Consider the following 18,517-nt stretch of genomic DNA (forward strand, 5'->3'; position numbering starts at 1 on the left):
AAATTGGAGCAAAGAAATGACTTTAGGCTACCACAGACGAGCAGTAGGCACATTTGAGCGGCGTAAAGATGCGGAACGCGCCCTGAATGAATTAAAGCATTCTGGTTTTGGGATGGGTCGGGTTTCCATCATCGCCCAAGATGCAGACAGCAAACCTGATATTGCTGGTGTAGATGTAGAAGATCGCGATCGCGTCGGGAACAAAGCCGATGAAGGCGCTGCTACGGGAGCGGTGACAGGCGGAGTTTTAGGCGGACTGACTGGTTTATTGGTCGGACTAGGTACTTTAGCAATTCCTGGTGTTGGTCCAGTGATGCTAGCGGGCGAAGTTGCTACAGCCCTGGCTACAACTGCGGCTGGTGGTGCGATTGGTGCAGCTGCGGGCGGTTTGCTAGGCGCACTAATTGGCTTGGGGATTCCCGAGGAAAGAGCCAAAGTTTACAGCGATCGCGTTTCTAGAGGACATTATTTAGTTATTGTGGATGGCACTGACGACGAAATCGCCCACGCAGCCAGAATTCTCGGCGGTGGCGGGATTCAAGAATGGGGTGTATATAACAACCCAAATGCGACCACTACCCGTACCGATGTTGTGACTGATGTAGCGCGGATGAATTCGACTAGACCGACTTACCGCACCGAAGGCATTGTCGATAACGTCAATACCGCTAACCCCATATACCGCACCGAAGGTAGTGTTGACGATGCTCCTGAAGTCATTATTATCGATCGTCGGGACGAGACTCACTGAGAACCAGCATAGTATTGACTAATAGGTGGAAGGACATACTGTCAGTGCGATACTATAGCGATTCTCGTTATGATGCGATACATTCGTAGGGGCGCACAGCTGTGCGCCCCTACAGATCTTGTATTTCATCGAATTGAAAAAGGCTATATCTCGCTCGGAAACTCTAGCAGTTCTAAATGATTTGTAAAGTAGGCTTTTAGCCTGCCGCAGGCTAGAAGCCTGCTCCACGTTCATGAATCAAAACTGAAATTTCAGACAGCTAGCTTAGTAGCGGGAACGTCTTTTCCGCTGCTTATGCTTAGCGAGTTCCTTACGTTTATGTTTTTCAATTGGCGTTTCAAAGTGACGATGTTTCTTGATGTCTAAAAAAATCCCTGCTTTAGAAACTTCGCGCTTAAATCGACGCAAGGCTGACTCAATTCCTTCATTTTCACCCAAAATAATTTGTGCCATCTATTCTCCTCTCAATTGAGTAAGTTAGGATAGAATTTGGGCAATTTATCCTGAAATTAAGTTGTTAGCAAAAAAGGGTAGACTCCCGATCTACCCTTAAACCTTAGAGTTAAATTATCTGTCTTAAAGCTTAGTAGCGACTAGAGAAATTACCTCTGCGATTACCACCGAATGAGCTTCTGTCTTCTCTAGGCTTTGCCTTATTAACCTTCAGGTTGCGCCCCATCCATTCAGCACCATCAAGAGCATCAATGGCAGCTGTTTCTTCAGTATCTGTATCCATTTCCACAAAAGCAAAGCCGCGCATCCGACCAGTTTCGCGATCGGTTGGGAGTTGCACCCGCTTTACAGAACCGTACTCTGCAAAAGCAGCACTGAGGTCTTCTTGCGTTACCTCGTATGATAAATTGCCGACATATATAGACATATGATTGTTTCCAAAATCAAAAGGTGTAGAGATTTAGATTTCGGAGAGAAGCCTGTTAATGTTAAAAACAAACGATATAACCGAATTTTAGTCTCACCCACTATACTAGCGCACTATTGAACTCTCGCACGAGAGCGATCGCGTTGGAATGGGCGTATTGAATACATTTTAGTTAGTGATAAAAGACCTTCGCCATATTTGGTCATGCGGGGTGGAAGTGTGGGACTGCTAGACTGAACTCAAGTATAGTGAATCTTGAGCAGTGCCATGAAATGTCTTTTTTGCGGTCATGACAAACCACATAAACATGGCAAGACAAGTAAAGGCACGAGAGCGCTATTGCTGTCCCAAATGCCGACAAACCTTCACGGAGACGTTTGACACACTTTATTACCGACGGCAAGTCAATGAAGAAGATGTGCGAATTGTGCTGCAATCCCATGCCGAAGGCACTAGTTTAAGAGGTATTAGTCGCATCAGTAATTTAGCCTACGATACTGTAGCTAGTATTGTCCAAGCGGCTAGCCAGAAAGGACAAATGGTACATAATGCACAGGTGCAAGCTGTTGATACTGATGCCATCGCCGCCGATGAACTCTGGTCGATTTGCCCTTAAAAAACAAAAACGCTGTTTAGCAGAGGAGATAGAGGCAGGAGATTGCTGGATAGCGATAAGTTTGGCACAGTAATTCGCTACTTGATTTTATCTGGACGCATAGGCAAGCATACAGACTCCTTGGCAGTGGAATTAGTGATAAATACTCAAGGGAAGACCGATTGTACCGAATGGCATACTGATGCCTGGGGTGGATATGAGCGAGTGCTTCGTGATTTGGAGATAGAGCATTATATCAGTAAAGCCTTAACACAACGTGTAGAGCGAACTAACGGCATTCTGCGCGACTCAAACGGGTCGTTGGCATCGACGACAGAACAAGTTTAGCAAGCTATGGCAGCAGAGTGAGGCAACTTTGAGGCTTATTATTAGCTATTTCAATTGGATCTGGCAGCATACATGCCTGGGAACTACGGCGGCACAGCGAGCAGGATTAACCGATTGTCCTTGGACTTGGAATGACATCGTTACCTATCCCATACTTCTGTAGGGCACGACCGAAACACCCACTGACGTTGCTGAAGAGCGTACCGTAGGGAATTGCAGTGCCAAACAGTTGTACGAACCACGCACCGAGGTAATAGCGGCTAAGCGCAAAGCGCGATTGCTCTTGGTGCGATCGCAAGAGAAGTGCGAAGTACGGGATCTTTGAGCATATTTCAGGATTCCGACGAATTAACAACGAATTGGTTATCTTCAACGACAATTACCGGAATCGGACTCGATTCTAGTACTGCTTGGGAAACCGAACCGACTAAAACTTCATCCCAAGCTCGATGTCCCCGTTTACCGATGACAATCTCAGCCACTCCATATTCTCGCGCCACTCGAACAATAGTTTCTGGAACCGAGCCTTCTAGGGTGATGAATTGATGGCGGATATCTGCTAAAAGACGTTGGGCTTTTTCTTTGAGCAATGCCACTTTTTGAGAATCTTGCCTGCGGATGACGTGCAACACGATCGCTTCACTATCGCTCCGACGGGCAAGTTCTGCGGCTTTTGTTAGCACTTGAGCGGCTAAGGGGGAGGTATCCACGACTGCTAAGATAATAATGCGGCGAGTCACTGCTACCTTTGTCGGGTCAACCTCACCACGCTCCAGTAGTTTCGGCGCAAATGTCGGAATTGCCCAAGCTCCTAGAGGCGCAGTGACCAAAATTGACAGCGCCGCGATCGCCAGAATTGTTTCTCCTCCTTCGATCCCAGATGCTAACGGTAGTGCGCCGATTGCTGCCTGAACGGTTGCCTTAGCAGAATTACCAGGTAAGAGAAATAATCGCTCCCGCCAGTTCCAGTTGCTACCCAAGGTAGACAAGTACCAGCCAATCGCCCGTCCGATTAGGGTTCCAATTATCAGAATCAGTAGCCCTGGAAGTAAAATTTTTCCTAACACTTGCAATTGAATGCTTGCCCCTAGCAAGACAAACAAGACAATTTCCGCTACCACCCATAAACTATCAAACCCACTCCGCAATCGTCGCGCTAAAGGCGGATCGAATGCGATCGCAAAAAATCCGATTGCCATCACAGCCAAGTAGCCAGAGAAAATTGGCAATTTCTCTGCCGCTACCACGAGCAACAGAGCCAAACTTGCCGCTACCAACGTATCTTGTACCGCATTCTGCGTCCAGTTTTGCTTTGTTAGCAGAGATACCAAAAGCCGCGCCGTCAGCAGCCCTAGTACAACTCCCAGCACAATTTGGAAAATAATTTGTAACGGCAGCAGATGCAGCGCGCTTAAAGTTAAACCTCCCGGTAACTTTACACCTGCTGCACTCCCTTGGGAAAGGAATGTCAATAACAGGCTAAATACTAATAGCAGCAAAACATCTGACAGAGCGCTACCCGTCAAAATCGCATCGGGAATTCCTTTGTTTACGCCCCAACCAAGGCTTTTCAATCGCAACATTCCTGGCACGATGACAGCCGGAGACTCTGCCCCAATGATGCAACCCAGCATTAATCCAGTGAGAAAGTCAAACTGAAAAATTGTCATTGCAGCCAAAGCAACAGCTATTGCCTCACACGCCGCTGGTAAAAATCCCAATCGCAGTGCTACAGCTCCCTGTCGGGCTAGCTTTTCCCGATCCAGCCCTAGCCCTGCCTTCATCAAAATCGCCATCACAGCGATCGTTCGCAGAGTGCCAGCTGCCTCCAGAACGCTAGGGCTAATTGCATTTGCCACCTGTGGACCTAAGAAAATCCCCACCAGCACCATGCCTACCAGCGCCGGAATTTTCAAGCGACGAGCAATTTGACCGCCAAAAAAGCCAAATAGCAAAATCCAGATAAAGCTCTCTAACATCGCGCAACTACGGGTTAGTTAACAGTTGAACCGTAACTCGCGTTGGAAAGTTAGATTGGCTAGCGATAGCCCTACCCTTCCGCCGCAAGCCGGAACAGTAGGAGCCATCAGCCTTCTGGTTGTCATGTCAATTTCCAGATGGCAGTTAAGGCGAGCCCCATCACCTCAGATTATTTTTACAATTGTAAAACCATCCCTGCCGTCCATAAGTATATCGAGACACCTAAAACATCAACTACAGAAGTGATATAGCAATCCTATTTGATTCATGAACGAGCAGGCTAGAAGCCTACTTTACAAATCATTTAGAACTGCTATAAAGGGAGCAACAACCTCAGGTCGCATTTCTGACTAACTAACCTAACACTGTGGCAACCAGTGGATTGTGCCTCAAGCAAGTGTGGGATAAACAGCAATATCTTCCCAAGTCCAAGGTTCTGAGGTTAGGTCTGCCCTTTGAGCAGTAGTAGTACCATTACGGGAATGTACCCAAATCCAATTGAAATAGCTCAGGACAAGCCTTAAAGTAACTTTCGTCTGCTCCCAGATTTGCCCAAGCTTACTTTGTCGTCGATGCCACCGCCCTGTTTGCTGCCGGATGATACCATTATGCATAACTTTACAGCTTATTACCGCTTTTTTACAAGATAAAAAAATAAGTTTCTGTCTTTTTTAGAAACTTTAATAAACATGAAAATCACAATAAAAATAACTGTCTTGGGTAAGAAGTCGCTCTGTATGAAGAGTGACTTATTTATTGAAATTAAGTAAGCGTTAAAATATTTGCTACTAAAGTATGTTGATTAGCCTGACCGCCAATTGTGACTGAAAAATGACAAACATCTAACGGCTAGTAATAGATAATATGTAATTGACAATTGCTAGTATCGTTACCAGAGTAGAGAGCGATCGCCGCTCGATTACTCAACGCCTACGTAAAAAGCTAGAAAGAACGCACCCTGAAAGACCTGAGCAAAAGTTAGGTTAATGACACGATCGCATAAGGAGAACTATCATGGTTTGGGACAAAATAGATCGCTCTACACCAGACGAGCAAAGCAACAGTTCTAAAGCCCCCCAAGGTACACCTGGAGAAAGTTCTTACCATCCACCCATCGGCAAGCCACTGACGGATTGGGAGCAACCAGATTATGACGAACTCGATCTATGCATGGAAGTCACAACATATATTTACCAATGGCAACGATCGGGGCTGGGGTAAGAAGTCAGAAGTCGATTGACACTCCTCTAATCCCTTGTCTCCTTGTCTTGGCTCCTCCATGTCTAACATGAAAAACCACTCGCGACCGCATTTAGCCCAAGGTGTACGCTTGCAGTGGGACGAGTTAAGACAACAACATTTACTTCTGATGCCAGAAGGCGCGCTGATGTTAAATTCTACGGCGGCGGCTGTATTGAAGCTGTGCGATGGTAGGCGTACCATTGGAGCGATCGCGCAGCGGTTAAAAACACAATATCGAGGCGAGACACTAGAAGATGACGTGCGCCGCTTGCTGATTCGGCTCAGCGCGCGGGGACTATTAGTCGAGCGCGATTAATCGTGTCGATGCCAAGGAGAAGAATTAATGTCAGAATTCTTACCAGTCAAGACGACGGATAGACCTTTGACTCTGATTGCAGAGTTAACCTATCGCTGTCCCCTGAGTTGTCCCTACTGCTCTAATCCACTCAACTATCACGATAAACACTATCGTCAGGAACTTGCTACTGATGATTGGCTGCGGACGATCCGGCAAGCCCGAAACTTGGGTGTATGGCAATTGGGTTTTTCTGGTGGCGAACCACTGTTGAGACAGGATTTAGAGGTGTTAGTCAAAGCAGCCGCCCAAGTTGAACTTTATACGACTTTGGTTACTGCTGGTACGTTGTTGACATTAGAACGAGCTACGCAGCTTTGTCATGCCGGACTCAACCACATCCAAATTAGCATTCAAGATAGTCGCGCTGCCCAGTCTGACTATCTTGCTGGCATTCGTTGTTTCGAGCAAAAACTCGCTGCAGCACGAATTGTCAAAGATTTGGGTTTACCACTGACGCTGAACTTTGTCTTGCATCGGCAAAACATCGAGCGCCTGGAGGAGATGTTAGAATTATGCGAGCAATTACAAGCAGATCGGGTAGAACTGGCACAGACTCAATACTACGGTTGGGCATTGCATAATCGTGCTGCTTTACTGCCAACACCCCAACAATTAGAACGAGCAGCGCAGATTGTAGCCGTGGCTAAAAAAAGCCGCATTTGCCCGATGGGAATTTTATATGTCATTCCCGACTATTACGAAGATTATCCCAAACCCTGTATGGGTGGTTGGGGTCGTCGGGCTTTGGTTGTGGCTCCCCACGGGGATGTCATGCCTTGTCAAGCCGCCAGTTCTATTCCTGAGATAGAATTTGCTAACGTCCGCGATCGCGATTTAGATTGGATTTGGTTTGAATCGCCTGCTTTCAATCGCTTTCGAGGAACCGACTGGATGAGCGAACCTTGTCGCAGTTGCGATCGCGCCCAAATTGACTTTGGTGGTTGCCGTTGCCAAGCACTACTGTTAACAAATAACGCTGCTGCAACCGATCCAGTCTGCCATTTATCACCCCATCATGACTTAGTAGTCACAGCCAGAGAAGAGGCATTAGAACAATCTCTGCCTTTGGTACATCGCTCCTCGGTTGCATCGCTCGGCGTAAAGGAGGCGTACCATAAGTAGTACCAGCCTCCCACATCAAAGCGCATAGCAAATTGTAAGCGAGTCAATAAACAGAAAGCTCTGTACGTACCATAGAGGGAGTTTTACAATGCAAAACATCCATTCCCAAAGTTGTGTTTAAATGTCGTAAATTTAGTTCAACACTCCAAGGTTCACCAGAAAGCCTGAGAAATTCAAGAGGAGAATATTTGGTCGTCTCTAATAAAGTAGTGATTAAACTCACTCAGTGAGTGCGCAAGCCAGGCATGATAATCTAATAGTAAATTTCTCGCACACTCAAGGTGAAGGGCAAAGTCACAAAATTGACACTAATCAAACCTAAATGCTCTATCGGTGGTAGTTAGGATCGTTCTTATCTACAACCGGACGATCTGAAGCATCCAAATCTAGTTCTTCTCGCCGCACCGTTTCTTCGGCATTGACCATTTCGCGATCGGTTTCCTTTCTAACTCTTACTTCTTCGCGTAAAACAGCTTCCTTACGAATGTCGGGAGTTTCTTCATAGATCTCCATACGTGCAGCTTCACCTTCGCGGAAGTTTGCTTCTCCTGGAGCAACTGGTCTACCAGCATCATTCGGCGTGATCCGCTCGACCACGACTCGTTCTTTTTCTACTGGAACTGAAACTCTTTCTGTTTCAGTTTCAACGCGCTTGCCTATGGAAACTTCTCCGGCTTGACGACGGGTTTTATTCGCAATCAGCCTTTCTTCATACAGCTTGAGCGATTGACGATCTGGCTGGTTCATATCGTACAGATCTGGCTCTTGCTGATAGTTGTAAGTGCTGCGATCGGAATCAACTGTTTTTGCTGCTGGAGCTGTCGAACCTAATGCTGCTGATGATTCTAGGGGGCGATCGCGATAAACTCCCCGCACCCGTTCTTCGTATGCGTCATCAATTTTCAGATCGTCGCTAAACTCTGGTAAGCTTTCCGCTTGCTCTTTCGTAAAGCCGACCGCATAAACGTGTCGCTGGTTTTGGTCAATGCGAGAACGTCCTACTGGTAGCAATACCTGTTTACCAAAAATCCAAAAACCAGTGTCAACAACTAAATACCGGAAACGACCATCTTCATCGACCAAGATATTCTTGACAGTGCCGACTTTTTCATTATCTCTGTCTGAATAAACCTCGTAATCTTTGATATCGTCGCCGTCAAAAGAATCTCGATAATTAGTATCAAAGTCCTCAAGTTTGTGAAGAGCCATATTAATTCCTTCCATTTCATTTAAACTTATTAACCAGACTAAAACTTTATCTGGATAATGTATCTTGCTAGCGATAGAGATAAAATGTTTTCACTGATACAATTACTCTGCCTTTTGATGTAGCTACGTCCAATAAATGACAAGCTAACTAATAAACCAAATAGCTATCAATTTGCGATTGGATATAATTTATTGTTTCAAACTGAAGATAGAAAAAAATAAAAGCTAGGCTCTAGTAATACAGAAAATTAATCGAGTGGTTTGACGTTGCTAAGCAATAGCTGAACGCGATCGCGCCACTCAAAGCAGAGGAATTACACGCACAGGCGCGGGAGATCGTTCAGCCTGATTTCGAGCGATCGGTTTCCCTTGACACACTCTACGTGCCGATCGCCGTGTGAAATTCAATTAAGCAGCGATCGCCGCAATACACTCAATCTCTACCAACACATCTTTCGGCAACCGCGATACTTGCACGCAAGCACGCGCTGGGGCATTTGCTTCATCAAAATGTTGAGCATAAACCGCATTCATCGCCGCAAAATCATTCATATCTTTTAAGAATACGGTTGTCTTCACCACATCCTGAAACTTTGCTCCTGCTGCGGCGAGAATTGCCTCTAAATTTGCCATCACTTGCTTTGTCTGGGCGGTGACATCCCCCGTACCGATAATTTCCCCACTCTGAGGATCGAGGGGAATTTGCCCAGCGACAAATACCATTTGTCCGCTAGCCGCGATCGCTTGATTGTATGGTCCCACGGGTGCGGGTGCGGCATCGGTACGGATGATTTTACGAGTCATAAGTAAGTCAAAAGTCAAAAGTTAAAAGTCAAAATGTCTGGGGCTGATGATGCCAGCTAAATGCATGACAGTCTAGATTGGCGTAAGGTTGGCTGTACTTGTAGAAGTTTGTTCGCCAAATATCACAGTAGAACAACAACTATGTTAAGTAAACCCTACTCACTCGTTAACAAGGGACGAATATTGTAATGACGGTAACGCCAATAATCGCGCAAGATGCGATCGTGATCGAAGCATAAGTTCGTAGGGACTTGCCAAGATTCAAAAATGCCAACACCCTTAGCATCATCTCCAGCTTTGGGTTCGCCTGTTGCCGTAGCAATGAATACTACGCTTAACGTATGCTGGCGCGGATCGCGGTTGGGATCGGAATAAACGTGGAACTGTTCGATTAATTCTACCTGTAACCCGATCTCTTCTTCAGCTTCTCGACGTGCGGCTAGTTCCGCTAACTCCCCATAATCGATAAAACCGCCAGGGATCGCCCAACCGTAAGGAGGATTATGGCGCTCGATTAAGACAATCGGTCGCTGCGGTCGGTCAATTAATTCAATAATGATGTCAACTGTAGGAACGGGATTGCGGTAAGCCATAAAAAATTGGTTTTGCTTCTTAGTGCAAAGCTTGTTATAATCATGAAGCCATGTCACCAGGAGAGGTGGCTGAGTGGTCGAAAGCGGCAGATTGCTAATCTGTTGATGGACTCGTAAGACCCATCCGAGGGTTCGAATCCCTCCCTCTCCGTTTTAAGAATTTACCAGATTTTTGCTGTGGGTGAATTACACCTCATCAACCCATAGCTGAAAGAGAATTGTGGCGATCGCCAATCGCCTCGTTCCTCTATCATTTGGCAAAAATTATTGCGATCGCGGAACTTTATTGCAGGAGAAAATATCTCCGCCATTGGGTAGGTGTAATTAGATCCAGTTTTCTACCCAGTTATGCAAGAATAATCTGCATTAATTTTCAATCGCACAGACGATAAACAACTCTATGAAAACGACCGATCCTGTTTTGGTGAAACGCTTATCAGGTACTCTTGCCCTAGCTACTGCTACTCTCTCGCTCGGTTTTTTGGCTGCGGCTTGTCAACAAACCACAACAACTAGCAGCACGCCCCAAACCACAACTGCCGATTCTGCTCCGGCAACAGCTCCGGTTGCAACAGATGTACAAGCTAGCACGCAAGCACTAAAGCTTGGCTCTCTTCTCCCCGCCACGGGCGATCTCGGTCCCATCGGACAACAAATGTCGGGTGCTGTTCCCTTAGTCATCGAGACAGTCAATGCTTGCGGTGGTGTTAATGGCGCTCCCGTATCCTTAGTGGCAGAAGATGACGAAACCGATCCGCGTAAGGGTGCGGCAGCGATGACGAAACTAGCAAACGTCGATCGCGTAGCAGGTGTGGTTGGTTCTTTTGCCAGTAGCGTTTCTAGCGCGGCTGTACCGATTGCCGTGCGCAATAAGGTGATGCTGATCTCGCCTGGTAGTACTAGCCCTGTCTTTACAGATAGAGCCAAGAAAGGTGAATTTAAAGGCTTTTGGGCGCGGACAGCTCCCCCCGATACCTACCAAGCCGAAGCCTTGGCTCAATTAGCGAAAAAACGAGGTTTTAATAGAGTCTCCACAGTAGTAATTAATAACGACTACGGTGTAGGTTTTGAAAGAGCTTTTGTCCAAACTTTTAAAAATTTAGGTGGAACTATAGTTAACGAAAAGAATCCGACTCGCTACGATCCCAAAGCTACGACGTTTGAGACTGAAGCGGCGGCGGCTTTCGCTGGCAAACCCCAGGCAGTAATTGCCGTGATGTACGAAGAAACAGGTAGCATATTACTAAAATCTGCCTACGAGCAAGGATTAATGCAGGGAGTACAGGTAATGCTCACCGATGGGGTGAAGTCTGCTACCTTCCCAGGAAAAGTTGGCAAGAAAGATGACGGTAAATATATTGTGACTGGGGCGATTGGGACTGTGCCTGGTGCAGATGGCAAAGCACTGACAGCGTTAACCCAACTGTGGAAACAAAAGAAAAATCAGGCAGTTGGGGAATACGTCCCTCAAGCTTGGGATGCCACAGCACTACTCGTCCTCGCCGCCCAAGCAGCCAAGGCAAATACTGGCGAAGCAATTGCCAGTAAACTACGGGAAGTTTCTAACGCTCCAGGGACGGCAGTTACTGACGTATGCAAAGGTTTAGAGTTATTACGCAAAGGTCAAGATATCAATTATCAAGGCGCTAGCGGTAATGTCGATGTCGATGCCAACGGTGATGTTGTCGGAGTCTATGACGTTTGGACGGTCAAAGACGACGGTACTCTAGGTACGATTGGTAAAATTAGCCCGCAATAATTCAGCGATCGGTTAACGATGACCGATGTAGAGACGTTACATGTAACGTCTCTACTATTTTTAGAAGCCAGGGAAGTTATAGCCGACTCCTAGTAGTAGACCGATAGAAGTCTCGTCAAAAAAGGCAACGTTTACCCCAGCCGTAGCAGTGAATTGATTGGTGAGGGGAAAATCTACCCCACCAGTCAGTAAAAAGTCGGTTTGACTGTCATCGCCAGAGGCGATCGCAACTCCCCCACCTATATAAGGAGATATGGGTAACGCAGCATCTATGACATCGACTCCTGGCAAAGAAATATCGTAAGTTAGGGGAATCAGAAAAACCGTATCTCCCCCAAAGACAGCAGACGGACGTAATGAGAAGTTAGCAGGCAGTCCAATTTTGCTAATTACTGCAAAGTTAGAGTCGCCTAAATCCGTGTCTCCATCCAAGCCTATATTAGCGGCAATGCCAACATAGCTAGAACCACCAAGGACTGCGCGTCCCACATCAGCGCTATCGACTTGGGCGATCTGGGAATTATCAATTTTTGTCGTTTCTAACTGTGGAATTGCAGCAGGCTCAGTAGTCAGAGTCGTAGCTGAAGTCACAGACGTTCCTGGCATCGGGACGACACGCTCTGGAGGTTGTGCAGGTTGGTTTAACTGTAAGCGATCGCGATCGTACGTCTGAGCTTGAGCAGATAAACTCCAACCGAATACGGTCAAGCTCGCAACACCGAACACCAACGGCAAATGACGAGAAAAAAGCATATTTGCGTTCACTCCTAGCAGATTTTATGCCGAAAACTTGCATAATTCACTCTATCTATTAGTTATTAGCTCTAGCTTTTTAGGATTTGTCAATGTTTGTTTGTCATTTGTCATTTGTTACTGATAACTGGTCACTGGTCACTGGTCACTGGTCACTGGTCACTGATAACTACTCCCGGCTTCCCAAAGTAGCAACTGCGGCAGCGAACTGTTGCGAAATGAAAGGTAAGATCTGACGATTTTTGCTGTGGGCGCGACCTTCGGTAAATACGACTAATAAGTATGGTCGCAAATTAGGAATTTCTATATAAGCAGCATCGTGCCGGACTTGACTCGTCCAGCCAGCTTTTGCCCACAGTTGCGCTTCTGGGGGTAATCCGCCACCTAAAAAACCCGTAATTTGGTCTTCGTCATTATCTGTCGGTAAATCGGCAGGATTAAGGCTGCGCTTGAGTAAACTCATCATCGCCTGCGATCGCCCGCTAGACACCGCTACCCCACCTACAATACTGTGTAACAATCTTGCCGTGGCATTAGTCGTCAGCATATTGCGATTGTCCATCAACTCCCCCAGAAACGCCCGTTCGCGCCCGTAGGGACCATCACACCAAGTTTTTTGATTGACGTTGATTGTCGCCATCTCCTCCCAACCGAGAGATTGATAGTAGCGATTGACGATGTTGCGTTGAGTTTTCCAAGTCTCAAAAGGCGCAGCTGGGAGTTCGGGACCGCTAGTCGTACCGCTGAGAACGTCAACGATTAAACTAGTTGCATCATTGCTAGAATCGGCAATCGCATCGCGCATGGCGCGTTCGATCTCCGGCGAAGACCCAACCATGCCTTTTTCTAGCCATTCTTGTATCGCCACCAAATAAAATAGTTTGACGATACTAGCAGGATAGATTCGTTCCACACCGCGATAGCTATACCCCCGCACTGGAAAATTCCAGAAGGCTTGGGGACTCAAAGCACCACCTGTATTGACGGGGACTGGAGGATCGTAGACAATCCACGTCAGAGCAATTTGGTTACGTGCCAAAGCGGGAAATTCTGCCCAAGTTGTTTCTAAAACGCGATCGCCCAAATTTTCTAGTTGTTCGTCTTTGCGGAAAAAAAATGTCATAGCGAGGACAAGGGAGACAAGGAGGACAAGGGAGACAAGGAGGACAAGGAGGACAAGACTAATTCGCAATTCGCAATAAAGGAAATTTCTCGCCTCTTAGATCTTGCAACAAATGACTAATGACTAATGACCAATGACAAATTTAGAACAATTACAAGCTGGAATTGAATATCAGTGCCTCAGTCCTCTAAATATATATGATTCTCCTCAGTGCGATCGCTTGGCAACTCAAGCAGCAGATGGAAGACATTTACAAGTTACGACTATGCCTGACAACCCGTCAGCAATTGAGGTGTGTTTGTGTGAAGATGATTATCCAGGTTGGCTGCTCGGATCTGACATCCAAAAATTAGCTACAGCCAAGTCTCCTTATCAAGCGATCGCTCTTTCTATTACAGAAATTAAGCACCGCTTGCCAAAAGTTATTGACTATGCATGTCAAGCGATGCAGCAACCCAATTACTATTTATGGGGTGGAACATTAGGACCCAACTATGACTGTTCTGGCTTGATTCAAGCCGCATTTGTTTCGGTAGGTGTTTGGTTGCCTAGAGATGCCTATCAACAGGAAGCCTTTGTAGAGACAATTTCTGAAGTGGAACTTTCACCAGGAGATTTAGTATTCTTCGGGACGGATAAGAAAGCTACCCATGTGGGACTTTATTTAGGCACTGGATCTTATATACATAGTTCTGGGCAAAAAATGGGGCGCAACGGTATTGCGATCGATCGCTTAACGGCAGAGGGAGACGAAATTAGTTGGTTGTACTTTCAACAGCTACGTTCCTACGGCAGAGTCGTTAAATGTTACGAGGGAATTCGGAATTCAAAAGTCAAAAGTTAGAAGTCAAAAGTCAAAAATGAGGAGACAGGAGACAAGTCACAAGTCAAAATTAACTAACCACTAATCACTAACTGCTAGCCACTAGCCACTACTAACTACTCATGATCGTTTCCGATAGCTTAACTCAATCCAATGGGGCGATTGCCTCATATAAACTAGACGTTTCGGTGGTCGTACCAGTTTACAACGAGGTGGAGAGCATACCTCATTTGCTGGAGGCGATCGCTTCTACTATGAAAGCAAGTGGTCTAACATACGATATTATTTGCGTCGATGATGGTTCCAAAGACGGTTCGGCGGATTTCCTCAAGCAACAAGCAACAGAACGCACCGATTTAAAAGCTGTCTTGTTACGACGCAACTACGGACAAACAGCAGCAATGGCGGCTGGATTTAAATATGCTACAGGGAAAGCGATCGTCACTCTGGATGCAGATTTACAAAACGATCCGGCGGATATTCCGGCTTTACTTGCCAAACTCGATGCGGGCTATGATTTGGTAAGCGGTTGGCGCAAACAACGACAAGATGCGGCTTTAACTCGCTTACTTCCTTCTAAAATTGCTAATAAACTCATTGGCATGACAACAGGTGTCAAGTTACACGACTACGGCTGTTCTCTCAAAGCCTATCGGTCGGAACTCGTAGCCGATATGAATCTCTACGGAGAATTGCACCGCTTTCTACCCGCTTTAGCATTTATTGAAGGGGCGAGAATTGGCGAAATGCCCGTGAGACATCACGCACGACGGTTCGGTCGTAGCAAGTACGGGTTGTGGCGGACGTTTCGCGTCTTGATGGATTTGCTGACAATCTCCTTCATGAAGAAGTTTCTCACCCGTCCCATGCACGTATTCGGTCTGTTTGGGCTGCTGTCTCTAGTCTTGGGTACGGCGATCGGGCTATATTTGACTTTCTTAAAATTAGGTTTGGGTCAAAGTATTGGCAATCGTCCCTTATTGATTTTGTCTGTCTTGCTATTCATCACTGGGGTACAGTTGTTTTGCTTCGGGCTACTGGCAGAACTTTTGATGCGGACGTACCATGAATCTCAAGGTCGTCCAATCTATCGCGTGCGAGAGGTCGTAGGTCATAATGTTAAGTAAAGTAAAAATATTTGGTGTAGAGGCGTTACATGTAATGTCTCTACACCGAACGATCCCTACTCCCTAAAATTGAACCTTGAACGTTTTTCTGAAATTCGATCGCAGTTTGCGGCGAAATTTGCTGATTTTATTCTGTGCTGGGCTGAGTTTCTGGTCTAGTCTGACAGCATTACTGCCCGTTCTGCCCCTTTATATCGAGGATGTCGGGGCGAACAAGCAACAAATTGGCATGGTGATGGGTTGTTTTGCCATTGGACTGTTATTATTTCGTCCTTGGTTGGGACAGCTTGCCGATCGCCGCAGTCGTAAGCTGGTGCTATATATCGGCACGGCTGTAGTCGCGATCGCCCCTTTAGGTTATTTAGTCATTACATCTTTGCCTTTATTGATGGCACTGCGGGCATTCCACGGGATCAGTATTGCCGCTTTCACCACGGGCTACAGCGCCCTAGTTGCCGATATTGCACCCCCCCAACATCGCGGTGAAGTTATCGGCTATATGAGTTTAGTGACCGCGATTGGTATGGCAGTGGGACCCGCCATCGGCGGTTTTTTACAAGCTGGGGCTGGCTATGCACCCCTCTTTCTCCTCTCGGCAGGGTTGGGATTTTTGGGCATCTTGTTTACTTCCCAAGTCTACAATCCACCGATCGCGAAAGTGACAACCGAAAGTCCTTCAGCAGATCGGTTTTGGAGTTTATTATTCAGTCCGCGACTGCGTATCCCCGCGATTGTTTTATTACTAGTTGGTTTGGCTTTCGGTACTTTAAGTACCTTCGCGCCCCTATTTATTAAAGCTACCCAAGTCGATTTAAACGCAGGATTATTTTACACCGCAGCCGCGATCGCGAGTTTTGTCGTGCGCTTGACTACGGGACGAGCTTCCGACCGTTACGGCAGGGGTTTATTTATTTCCATTAGCTTGATTCTCTACTCGGTATCGATGCTGCTGCTATGGCAAGCTACCAATGCCAGTATGTTTTTATGGGCAGCAATCATCGAAGGGGCTGGGGCAGGAATGTTATTGCCTACCATTGCTGCACTACTGGTAGACCGCGCCCAGCCAGACGAACGGGGTAGAATCTTTGGTGTGTGTATGGTGGGGTTCGATGTGGGAATTGCGATCGCGGGTCCCTTCTTAGGTTTAATTGCCGAACAAGTCGGTTATCGAGCGATGTTTGGTGCGTCTGGCGGGTTAACTTTCCTCGCTTTACTCATCTTTTTGACCCATTCGAGCAAAAGTTTTCCAGCCTCTTTACGTTTCGCCTTGGGCAGGGGTCAGGATGCATACGCATTAAAATAGGGGCGCATAACCAAAGTAGGGGCGCACAGCTGTGCGCCCCTACAAACCGATAAATCAAAAACGGGCGAGGAGGGATTCGAACCCCCGACACCGTGGTCCGTAGCCACGTGCTCTAGTCCACTGAGCTACACACCCTTGCCAGAAACTTATAGTAACACACACTTTGACTAAATGACACAAGAAAATTTTTCTGCTGCTAATTTGACTCATCTGGATCGGCAAGGGCAAGCTCAGATGGTAGATGTTTCTGCCAAACAGCCAACAGTTCGAGAAGCGATCGCCTCTGGTAGAGTGAGGATGCAAGCAGATACTTTGGCAGCGATTCAAGCTGGCAACGCCCCCAAAGGTGATGTCTTGGGAACGGCAAGACTAGCCGGAATTATGGCAGCCAAGCAAACATCAAATCTCATTCCCCTGTGCCATCCCTTACCCCTACAAAAAGTCGAAGTTCAAATTACCCCCGATCCCGAACTTCCTGGCTATCAAATTACAGCTACAGTCAGAACCAAAGCCGAAACGGGTGTAGAAATGGAAGCACTCACCGCCGTTTCCGTCGCTGCTTTGACACTTTACGACATGGCAAAAGCCCTAGAAAAATCGATGCAAATTGAAGCAATACATTTGGTTAGTAAGACGGGCGGGAAATCGGGAGATTATGCGGTAATAGGTAATGGATAGTTGATAGCTGTGTGGTGCGTGAAATACTTACGACTCCCTAGTACGGGCGCACAGCCGTGCGCCCCTACGACTTACGACTTATAATCACCTCTCCCCGCCGATTTTTCTGCCTCCCTTCTGGGTTATCAGCACCGTTAGATTTTGTATTTGGGGCGATGGGTTGTTTTTCACCCCAGCCCTTGGGTGTCATGCGGCTACCGTCAATATCAAAATTCTGCGCTAAATAGTTTTTGACGGCTTCCGCCCGCTTCTGAGAAAGCACTTGATTGTAAGCATCGCTACCCTTACTATCTGTATATCCGTTGATAGTCACGGGTGCTTCAGCATAGTTTTTCAGTAGTAAACTCAGTTTTTGTAGCGTTGGTTTAGCGCTAGGACGAATATTCGATTTATCGAAATCAAATAAAATATTTTCTGGTAAATTAATCCGAATACCCGCGCTCGTTTCTTGGGCTTTTAAGTCTGTCAAAGCTTTTTGAATAACTGTTTGCGTTGTTTGAGTCGATCGCACAACTTCTAGCTGGGTGACAGAAGCACCGGATTGATGGGGTTGTTCTAATTGAGTTACAGCGATCGCCTGTGGTTCTTCTAAAGTTGTAATTACATTTGTGGTGGACTGCTGTTGAGTCTCTGTAACACCACGATTGCTAGCCTGCTGGCTGTCACAAGCAATAGTTAATGTTAACAACAATCCAGCGAACCACCGCACATTCACAATTCCGTAGCTTGCTTCTCCGAAGGAGTATTCCGAATTCCGAATTCCGAATTCTTCCCTCATTTTCCTTCACCCTGAAGCGGGATATTAAAGGTCATCTTCGGGTTATTGCTAAAATTTTCATTGCCACCAAATCTATTATTTGTAGTTAAGGTCAAAGTAGTTGCACCAGGGGCAATTCGACCGTTGAAAACAAATTTTCCTTTAAGGGTCGTGTTGGGGTCAATTCTAATATCTTCGTTGTTCGGTGGTTCTACCAGATTGTACTGATTCCCTAAGTATTACAGTTGTACTTACATGGATGAGAGACAAGCTCGTTTTTGATAATGCCAATAACGTGCGGTCGCTTGATGA

At 46.5% G+C, this 18,517-nt stretch carries 21 protein-coding genes, 2 tRNA genes, 2 pseudogenes and 1 riboswitch; of the genes and pseudogenes, 11 read left to right on the forward strand and 14 right to left on the reverse strand.

Going from position 1 to position 18,517, the window contains the following annotated elements; all coding sequences use genetic code 11:
• The first annotated feature begins 16 nt into the window (after positions 1-16).
• Positions 17-751, forward strand: a complete 735-nt coding sequence (locus C7Y66_RS16485) for a DUF1269 domain-containing protein (protein ID WP_106546430.1) — start codon at positions 17-19, stop codon at positions 749-751.
• Positions 752-769: 18 nt separating this feature from the next.
• Here the strand turns inward: C7Y66_RS16485 and C7Y66_RS16490 are convergent, their stop codons facing one another.
• The 3 genes from C7Y66_RS16490 to C7Y66_RS16500 form a co-directional block, all read right to left on the reverse strand.
• The gene (locus C7Y66_RS16490; RefSeq protein WP_106546431.1) at positions 770-985 is read right to left on the reverse strand and encodes a hypothetical protein; all 216 of its coding nucleotides are present in this window, start codon (positions 983-985) and stop codon (positions 770-772) included.
• 30 nt (positions 986-1,015) lie between these two features.
• Positions 1,016-1,204, reverse strand: coding sequence for a 30S ribosomal protein S21 (gene rpsU / locus C7Y66_RS16495; RefSeq protein ID WP_015154529.1), 189 nt, complete (start codon positions 1,202-1,204; stop codon positions 1,016-1,018).
• 130 nt (positions 1,205-1,334) lie between these two features.
• A complete protein-coding gene (locus tag C7Y66_RS16500; RefSeq protein ID WP_015154530.1) occupies positions 1,335-1,631 on the reverse strand; it encodes an RNA-binding protein in 297 nt (98 codons plus the stop codon).
• 267 nt (positions 1,632-1,898) lie between these two features.
• Between C7Y66_RS16500 and C7Y66_RS16505 the strand changes: the two are divergent.
• Positions 1,899-2,737, forward strand: a pseudogene (locus tag C7Y66_RS16505) (IS1 family transposase).
• On the opposite strand, the gene C7Y66_RS31920 reads toward C7Y66_RS16505, so the two are convergent.
• The 3 genes and pseudogenes from C7Y66_RS31920 to C7Y66_RS16515 form a co-directional block, all read right to left on the reverse strand.
• Entirely contained in the window at positions 2,681-2,872 is a 192-nt protein-coding gene (locus tag C7Y66_RS31920; RefSeq protein WP_199197478.1) for a hypothetical protein, read from the reverse strand. The pseudogene C7Y66_RS16505 and the gene C7Y66_RS31920 sit on opposite strands and share 57 nt — an antisense overlap.
• 34 nt (positions 2,873-2,906) lie before the next feature.
• The gene (locus C7Y66_RS16510; RefSeq protein WP_106546432.1) at positions 2,907-4,553 is read right to left on the reverse strand and encodes a cation:proton antiporter; all 1,647 of its coding nucleotides are present in this window, start codon (positions 4,551-4,553) and stop codon (positions 2,907-2,909) included.
• Between the two features lie 91 nt (positions 4,554-4,644).
• A riboswitch (Fluoride riboswitch) is annotated at positions 4,645-4,727 on the reverse strand.
• 216 nt (positions 4,728-4,943) lie between these two features.
• Positions 4,944-5,162: pseudogene (locus C7Y66_RS16515) on the reverse strand (IS1 family transposase); the annotation flags it as partial.
• A 406-nt stretch (positions 5,163-5,568) separates the two neighbouring features.
• Here C7Y66_RS16515 and pqqA point away from each other — a divergent pair.
• Genes pqqA through pqqE form a run of 3 tightly spaced genes read left to right on the forward strand, consistent with a single transcriptional unit; the run spans position 5,569 to position 7,276 of the window.
• Positions 5,569-5,775 carry a pyrroloquinoline quinone precursor peptide PqqA gene (gene pqqA, locus C7Y66_RS16520; RefSeq protein ID WP_015154545.1) on the forward strand — a complete coding sequence of 69 codons (207 nt, stop codon included), beginning with the start codon at positions 5,569-5,571 and terminating at the stop codon, positions 5,773-5,775.
• A 58-nt stretch (positions 5,776-5,833) separates the two neighbouring features.
• Positions 5,834-6,112: a pyrroloquinoline quinone biosynthesis peptide chaperone PqqD gene (pqqD, locus tag C7Y66_RS16525; RefSeq protein ID WP_106546433.1), complete on the forward strand. Its 279-nt coding sequence runs from the start codon at positions 5,834-5,836 to the stop codon at positions 6,110-6,112.
• A 27-nt stretch (positions 6,113-6,139) separates the two neighbouring features.
• Positions 6,140-7,276 carry a pyrroloquinoline quinone biosynthesis protein PqqE gene (gene pqqE, locus C7Y66_RS16530; protein WP_015154547.1) on the forward strand — a complete coding sequence of 379 codons (1,137 nt, stop codon included), beginning with the start codon at positions 6,140-6,142 and terminating at the stop codon, positions 7,274-7,276.
• A gap of 327 nt (positions 7,277-7,603) precedes the next feature.
• Here pqqE and C7Y66_RS16535 read toward each other — a convergent pair whose 3' ends face one another.
• From C7Y66_RS16535 to C7Y66_RS16545, 3 genes are all read right to left on the reverse strand, one after another.
• Complete coding sequence (locus C7Y66_RS16535) at positions 7,604-8,485, reverse strand: DUF2382 domain-containing protein (protein WP_106546442.1); 882 nt, start codon at positions 8,483-8,485, stop codon at positions 7,604-7,606.
• A 408-nt stretch (positions 8,486-8,893) separates the two neighbouring features.
• Positions 8,894-9,289 (reverse strand): RidA family protein, encoded by a 396-nt coding sequence (locus tag C7Y66_RS16540; RefSeq protein ID WP_106546434.1) that lies wholly within the window; start codon positions 9,287-9,289, stop codon positions 8,894-8,896.
• Positions 9,290-9,444: 155 nt separating this feature from the next.
• On the reverse strand, positions 9,445-9,882 hold the full coding sequence (locus tag C7Y66_RS16545; RefSeq protein ID WP_015154550.1) for an NUDIX hydrolase: 438 nt from the start codon (positions 9,880-9,882) through the stop codon (positions 9,445-9,447).
• A gap of 59 nt (positions 9,883-9,941) precedes the next feature.
• On the opposite strand from C7Y66_RS16545, the gene C7Y66_RS16550 reads away from it, so the two are divergent.
• Positions 9,942-10,033: transfer RNA gene (locus tag C7Y66_RS16550), tRNA-Ser, on the forward strand.
• Positions 10,034-10,043: 10 nt separating this feature from the next.
• On the opposite strand, the gene C7Y66_RS31150 is transcribed toward C7Y66_RS16550, so the two are convergent.
• Positions 10,044-10,193 carry a hypothetical protein gene (locus tag C7Y66_RS31150; RefSeq protein WP_158265942.1) on the reverse strand — a complete coding sequence of 50 codons (150 nt, stop codon included), beginning with the start codon at positions 10,191-10,193 and terminating at the stop codon, positions 10,044-10,046.
• A 113-nt stretch (positions 10,194-10,306) separates the two neighbouring features.
• Here C7Y66_RS31150 and C7Y66_RS16555 point away from each other — a divergent pair, with 113 nt between their 5' ends.
• Positions 10,307-11,641, forward strand: a complete 1,335-nt coding sequence (locus tag C7Y66_RS16555) for an ABC transporter substrate-binding protein (protein ID WP_106546443.1) — start codon at positions 10,307-10,309, stop codon at positions 11,639-11,641.
• A 60-nt stretch (positions 11,642-11,701) separates the two neighbouring features.
• Here C7Y66_RS16555 and C7Y66_RS16560 read toward each other — a convergent pair whose 3' ends face one another.
• Together C7Y66_RS16560 and C7Y66_RS16565 are read right to left on the reverse strand one after the other, a co-directional pair.
• Positions 11,702-12,394, reverse strand: coding sequence for an outer membrane protein (locus C7Y66_RS16560; RefSeq protein WP_106546435.1), 693 nt, complete (start codon positions 12,392-12,394; stop codon positions 11,702-11,704).
• Positions 12,395-12,563: 169 nt separating this feature from the next.
• Positions 12,564-13,517, reverse strand: coding sequence for a serine hydrolase (locus tag C7Y66_RS16565; protein WP_106546436.1), 954 nt, complete (start codon positions 13,515-13,517; stop codon positions 12,564-12,566).
• 133 nt (positions 13,518-13,650) lie between these two features.
• Between C7Y66_RS16565 and C7Y66_RS16570 the strand changes: the two genes are divergently transcribed.
• The 3 genes from C7Y66_RS16570 to C7Y66_RS16580 all read left to right on the forward strand — a co-directional run bounded on the left by C7Y66_RS16570 (position 13,651) and on the right by C7Y66_RS16580 (position 16,770).
• Positions 13,651-14,361, forward strand: coding sequence for a C40 family peptidase (locus tag C7Y66_RS16570; protein ID WP_106546437.1), 711 nt, complete (start codon positions 13,651-13,653; stop codon positions 14,359-14,361).
• Between the two features lie 101 nt (positions 14,362-14,462).
• Positions 14,463-15,467, forward strand: coding sequence for a glycosyltransferase family 2 protein (locus C7Y66_RS16575; protein WP_015154555.1), 1,005 nt, complete (start codon positions 14,463-14,465; stop codon positions 15,465-15,467).
• A gap of 76 nt (positions 15,468-15,543) precedes the next feature.
• Positions 15,544-16,770: an MFS transporter gene (locus tag C7Y66_RS16580; RefSeq protein WP_106546438.1), complete on the forward strand. Its 1,227-nt coding sequence runs from the start codon at positions 15,544-15,546 to the stop codon at positions 16,768-16,770.
• 61 nt (positions 16,771-16,831) lie between these two features.
• Here C7Y66_RS16580 and C7Y66_RS16585 read toward each other — a convergent pair.
• A tRNA-Arg gene (locus C7Y66_RS16585) sits at positions 16,832-16,905 on the reverse strand.
• Positions 16,906-16,941: 36 nt separating this feature from the next.
• Between C7Y66_RS16585 and moaC the strand changes: the two genes are divergently transcribed.
• The gene (moaC, locus tag C7Y66_RS16590; RefSeq protein WP_015154557.1) at positions 16,942-17,448 is read left to right on the forward strand and encodes a cyclic pyranopterin monophosphate synthase MoaC; all 507 of its coding nucleotides are present in this window, start codon (positions 16,942-16,944) and stop codon (positions 17,446-17,448) included.
• A 64-nt stretch (positions 17,449-17,512) separates the two neighbouring features.
• Here moaC and C7Y66_RS16595 read toward each other — a convergent pair whose 3' ends face one another.
• Positions 17,513-18,226: an OmpA family protein gene (locus C7Y66_RS16595; protein WP_106546439.1), complete on the reverse strand. Its 714-nt coding sequence runs from the start codon at positions 18,224-18,226 to the stop codon at positions 17,513-17,515.
• Positions 18,227-18,517: the final 291 nt, after the last annotated feature.

The sequence above is a fragment of the Chroococcidiopsis sp. CCALA 051 genome (assembly GCF_003015105.1).
Taxonomy (GTDB): domain Bacteria; phylum Cyanobacteriota; class Cyanobacteriia; order Cyanobacteriales; family Chroococcidiopsidaceae; genus Chroococcidiopsis; species Chroococcidiopsis thermalis.

Excerpts from the sequence above, each read along its gene's own strand:
- pqqA (WP_015154545.1), top strand. The coding sequence starts at position 5,569 with ATGGTTTGGGACAAAATAGATCGCTCTACACCAGACGAGCAAAGCAAC.
- C7Y66_RS31150 (WP_158265942.1), bottom strand. The coding sequence starts at position 10,193 with ATGGCGGAGATATTTTCTCCTGCAATAAAGTTCCGCGATCGCAATAAT.
- C7Y66_RS16490 (WP_106546431.1), bottom strand. The coding sequence starts at position 985 with ATGAACGTGGAGCAGGCTTCTAGCCTGCGGCAGGCTAAAAGCCTACTT.
- pqqE (WP_015154547.1), top strand. The coding sequence starts at position 6,140 with ATGTCAGAATTCTTACCAGTCAAGACGACGGATAGACCTTTGACTCTG.
- C7Y66_RS16570 (WP_106546437.1), top strand. The coding sequence starts at position 13,651 with ATGACAAATTTAGAACAATTACAAGCTGGAATTGAATATCAGTGCCTC.
- C7Y66_RS16510 (WP_106546432.1), bottom strand. The coding sequence starts at position 4,553 with ATGTTAGAGAGCTTTATCTGGATTTTGCTATTTGGCTTTTTTGGCGGT.
- C7Y66_RS16545 (WP_015154550.1), bottom strand. The coding sequence starts at position 9,882 with ATGGCTTACCGCAATCCCGTTCCTACAGTTGACATCATTATTGAATTA.
- C7Y66_RS16485 (WP_106546430.1), top strand. The coding sequence starts at position 17 with ATGACTTTAGGCTACCACAGACGAGCAGTAGGCACATTTGAGCGGCGT.
- C7Y66_RS16575 (WP_015154555.1), top strand. The coding sequence starts at position 14,463 with ATGATCGTTTCCGATAGCTTAACTCAATCCAATGGGGCGATTGCCTCA.
- moaC (WP_015154557.1), top strand. The coding sequence starts at position 16,942 with ATGACACAAGAAAATTTTTCTGCTGCTAATTTGACTCATCTGGATCGG.
- C7Y66_RS16595 (WP_106546439.1), bottom strand. The coding sequence starts at position 18,226 with ATGAGGGAAGAATTCGGAATTCGGAATTCGGAATACTCCTTCGGAGAA.
- rpsU (WP_015154529.1), bottom strand. The coding sequence starts at position 1,204 with ATGGCACAAATTATTTTGGGTGAAAATGAAGGAATTGAGTCAGCCTTG.
- C7Y66_RS16540 (WP_106546434.1), bottom strand. The coding sequence starts at position 9,289 with ATGACTCGTAAAATCATCCGTACCGATGCCGCACCCGCACCCGTGGGA.
- C7Y66_RS16500 (WP_015154530.1), bottom strand. The coding sequence starts at position 1,631 with ATGTCTATATATGTCGGCAATTTATCATACGAGGTAACGCAAGAAGAC.
- C7Y66_RS16565 (WP_106546436.1), bottom strand. The coding sequence starts at position 13,517 with ATGACATTTTTTTTCCGCAAAGACGAACAACTAGAAAATTTGGGCGAT.
- C7Y66_RS16535 (WP_106546442.1), bottom strand. The coding sequence starts at position 8,485 with ATGGCTCTTCACAAACTTGAGGACTTTGATACTAATTATCGAGATTCT.
- C7Y66_RS16560 (WP_106546435.1), bottom strand. The coding sequence starts at position 12,394 with ATGCTTTTTTCTCGTCATTTGCCGTTGGTGTTCGGTGTTGCGAGCTTG.
- pqqD (WP_106546433.1), top strand. The coding sequence starts at position 5,834 with ATGTCTAACATGAAAAACCACTCGCGACCGCATTTAGCCCAAGGTGTA.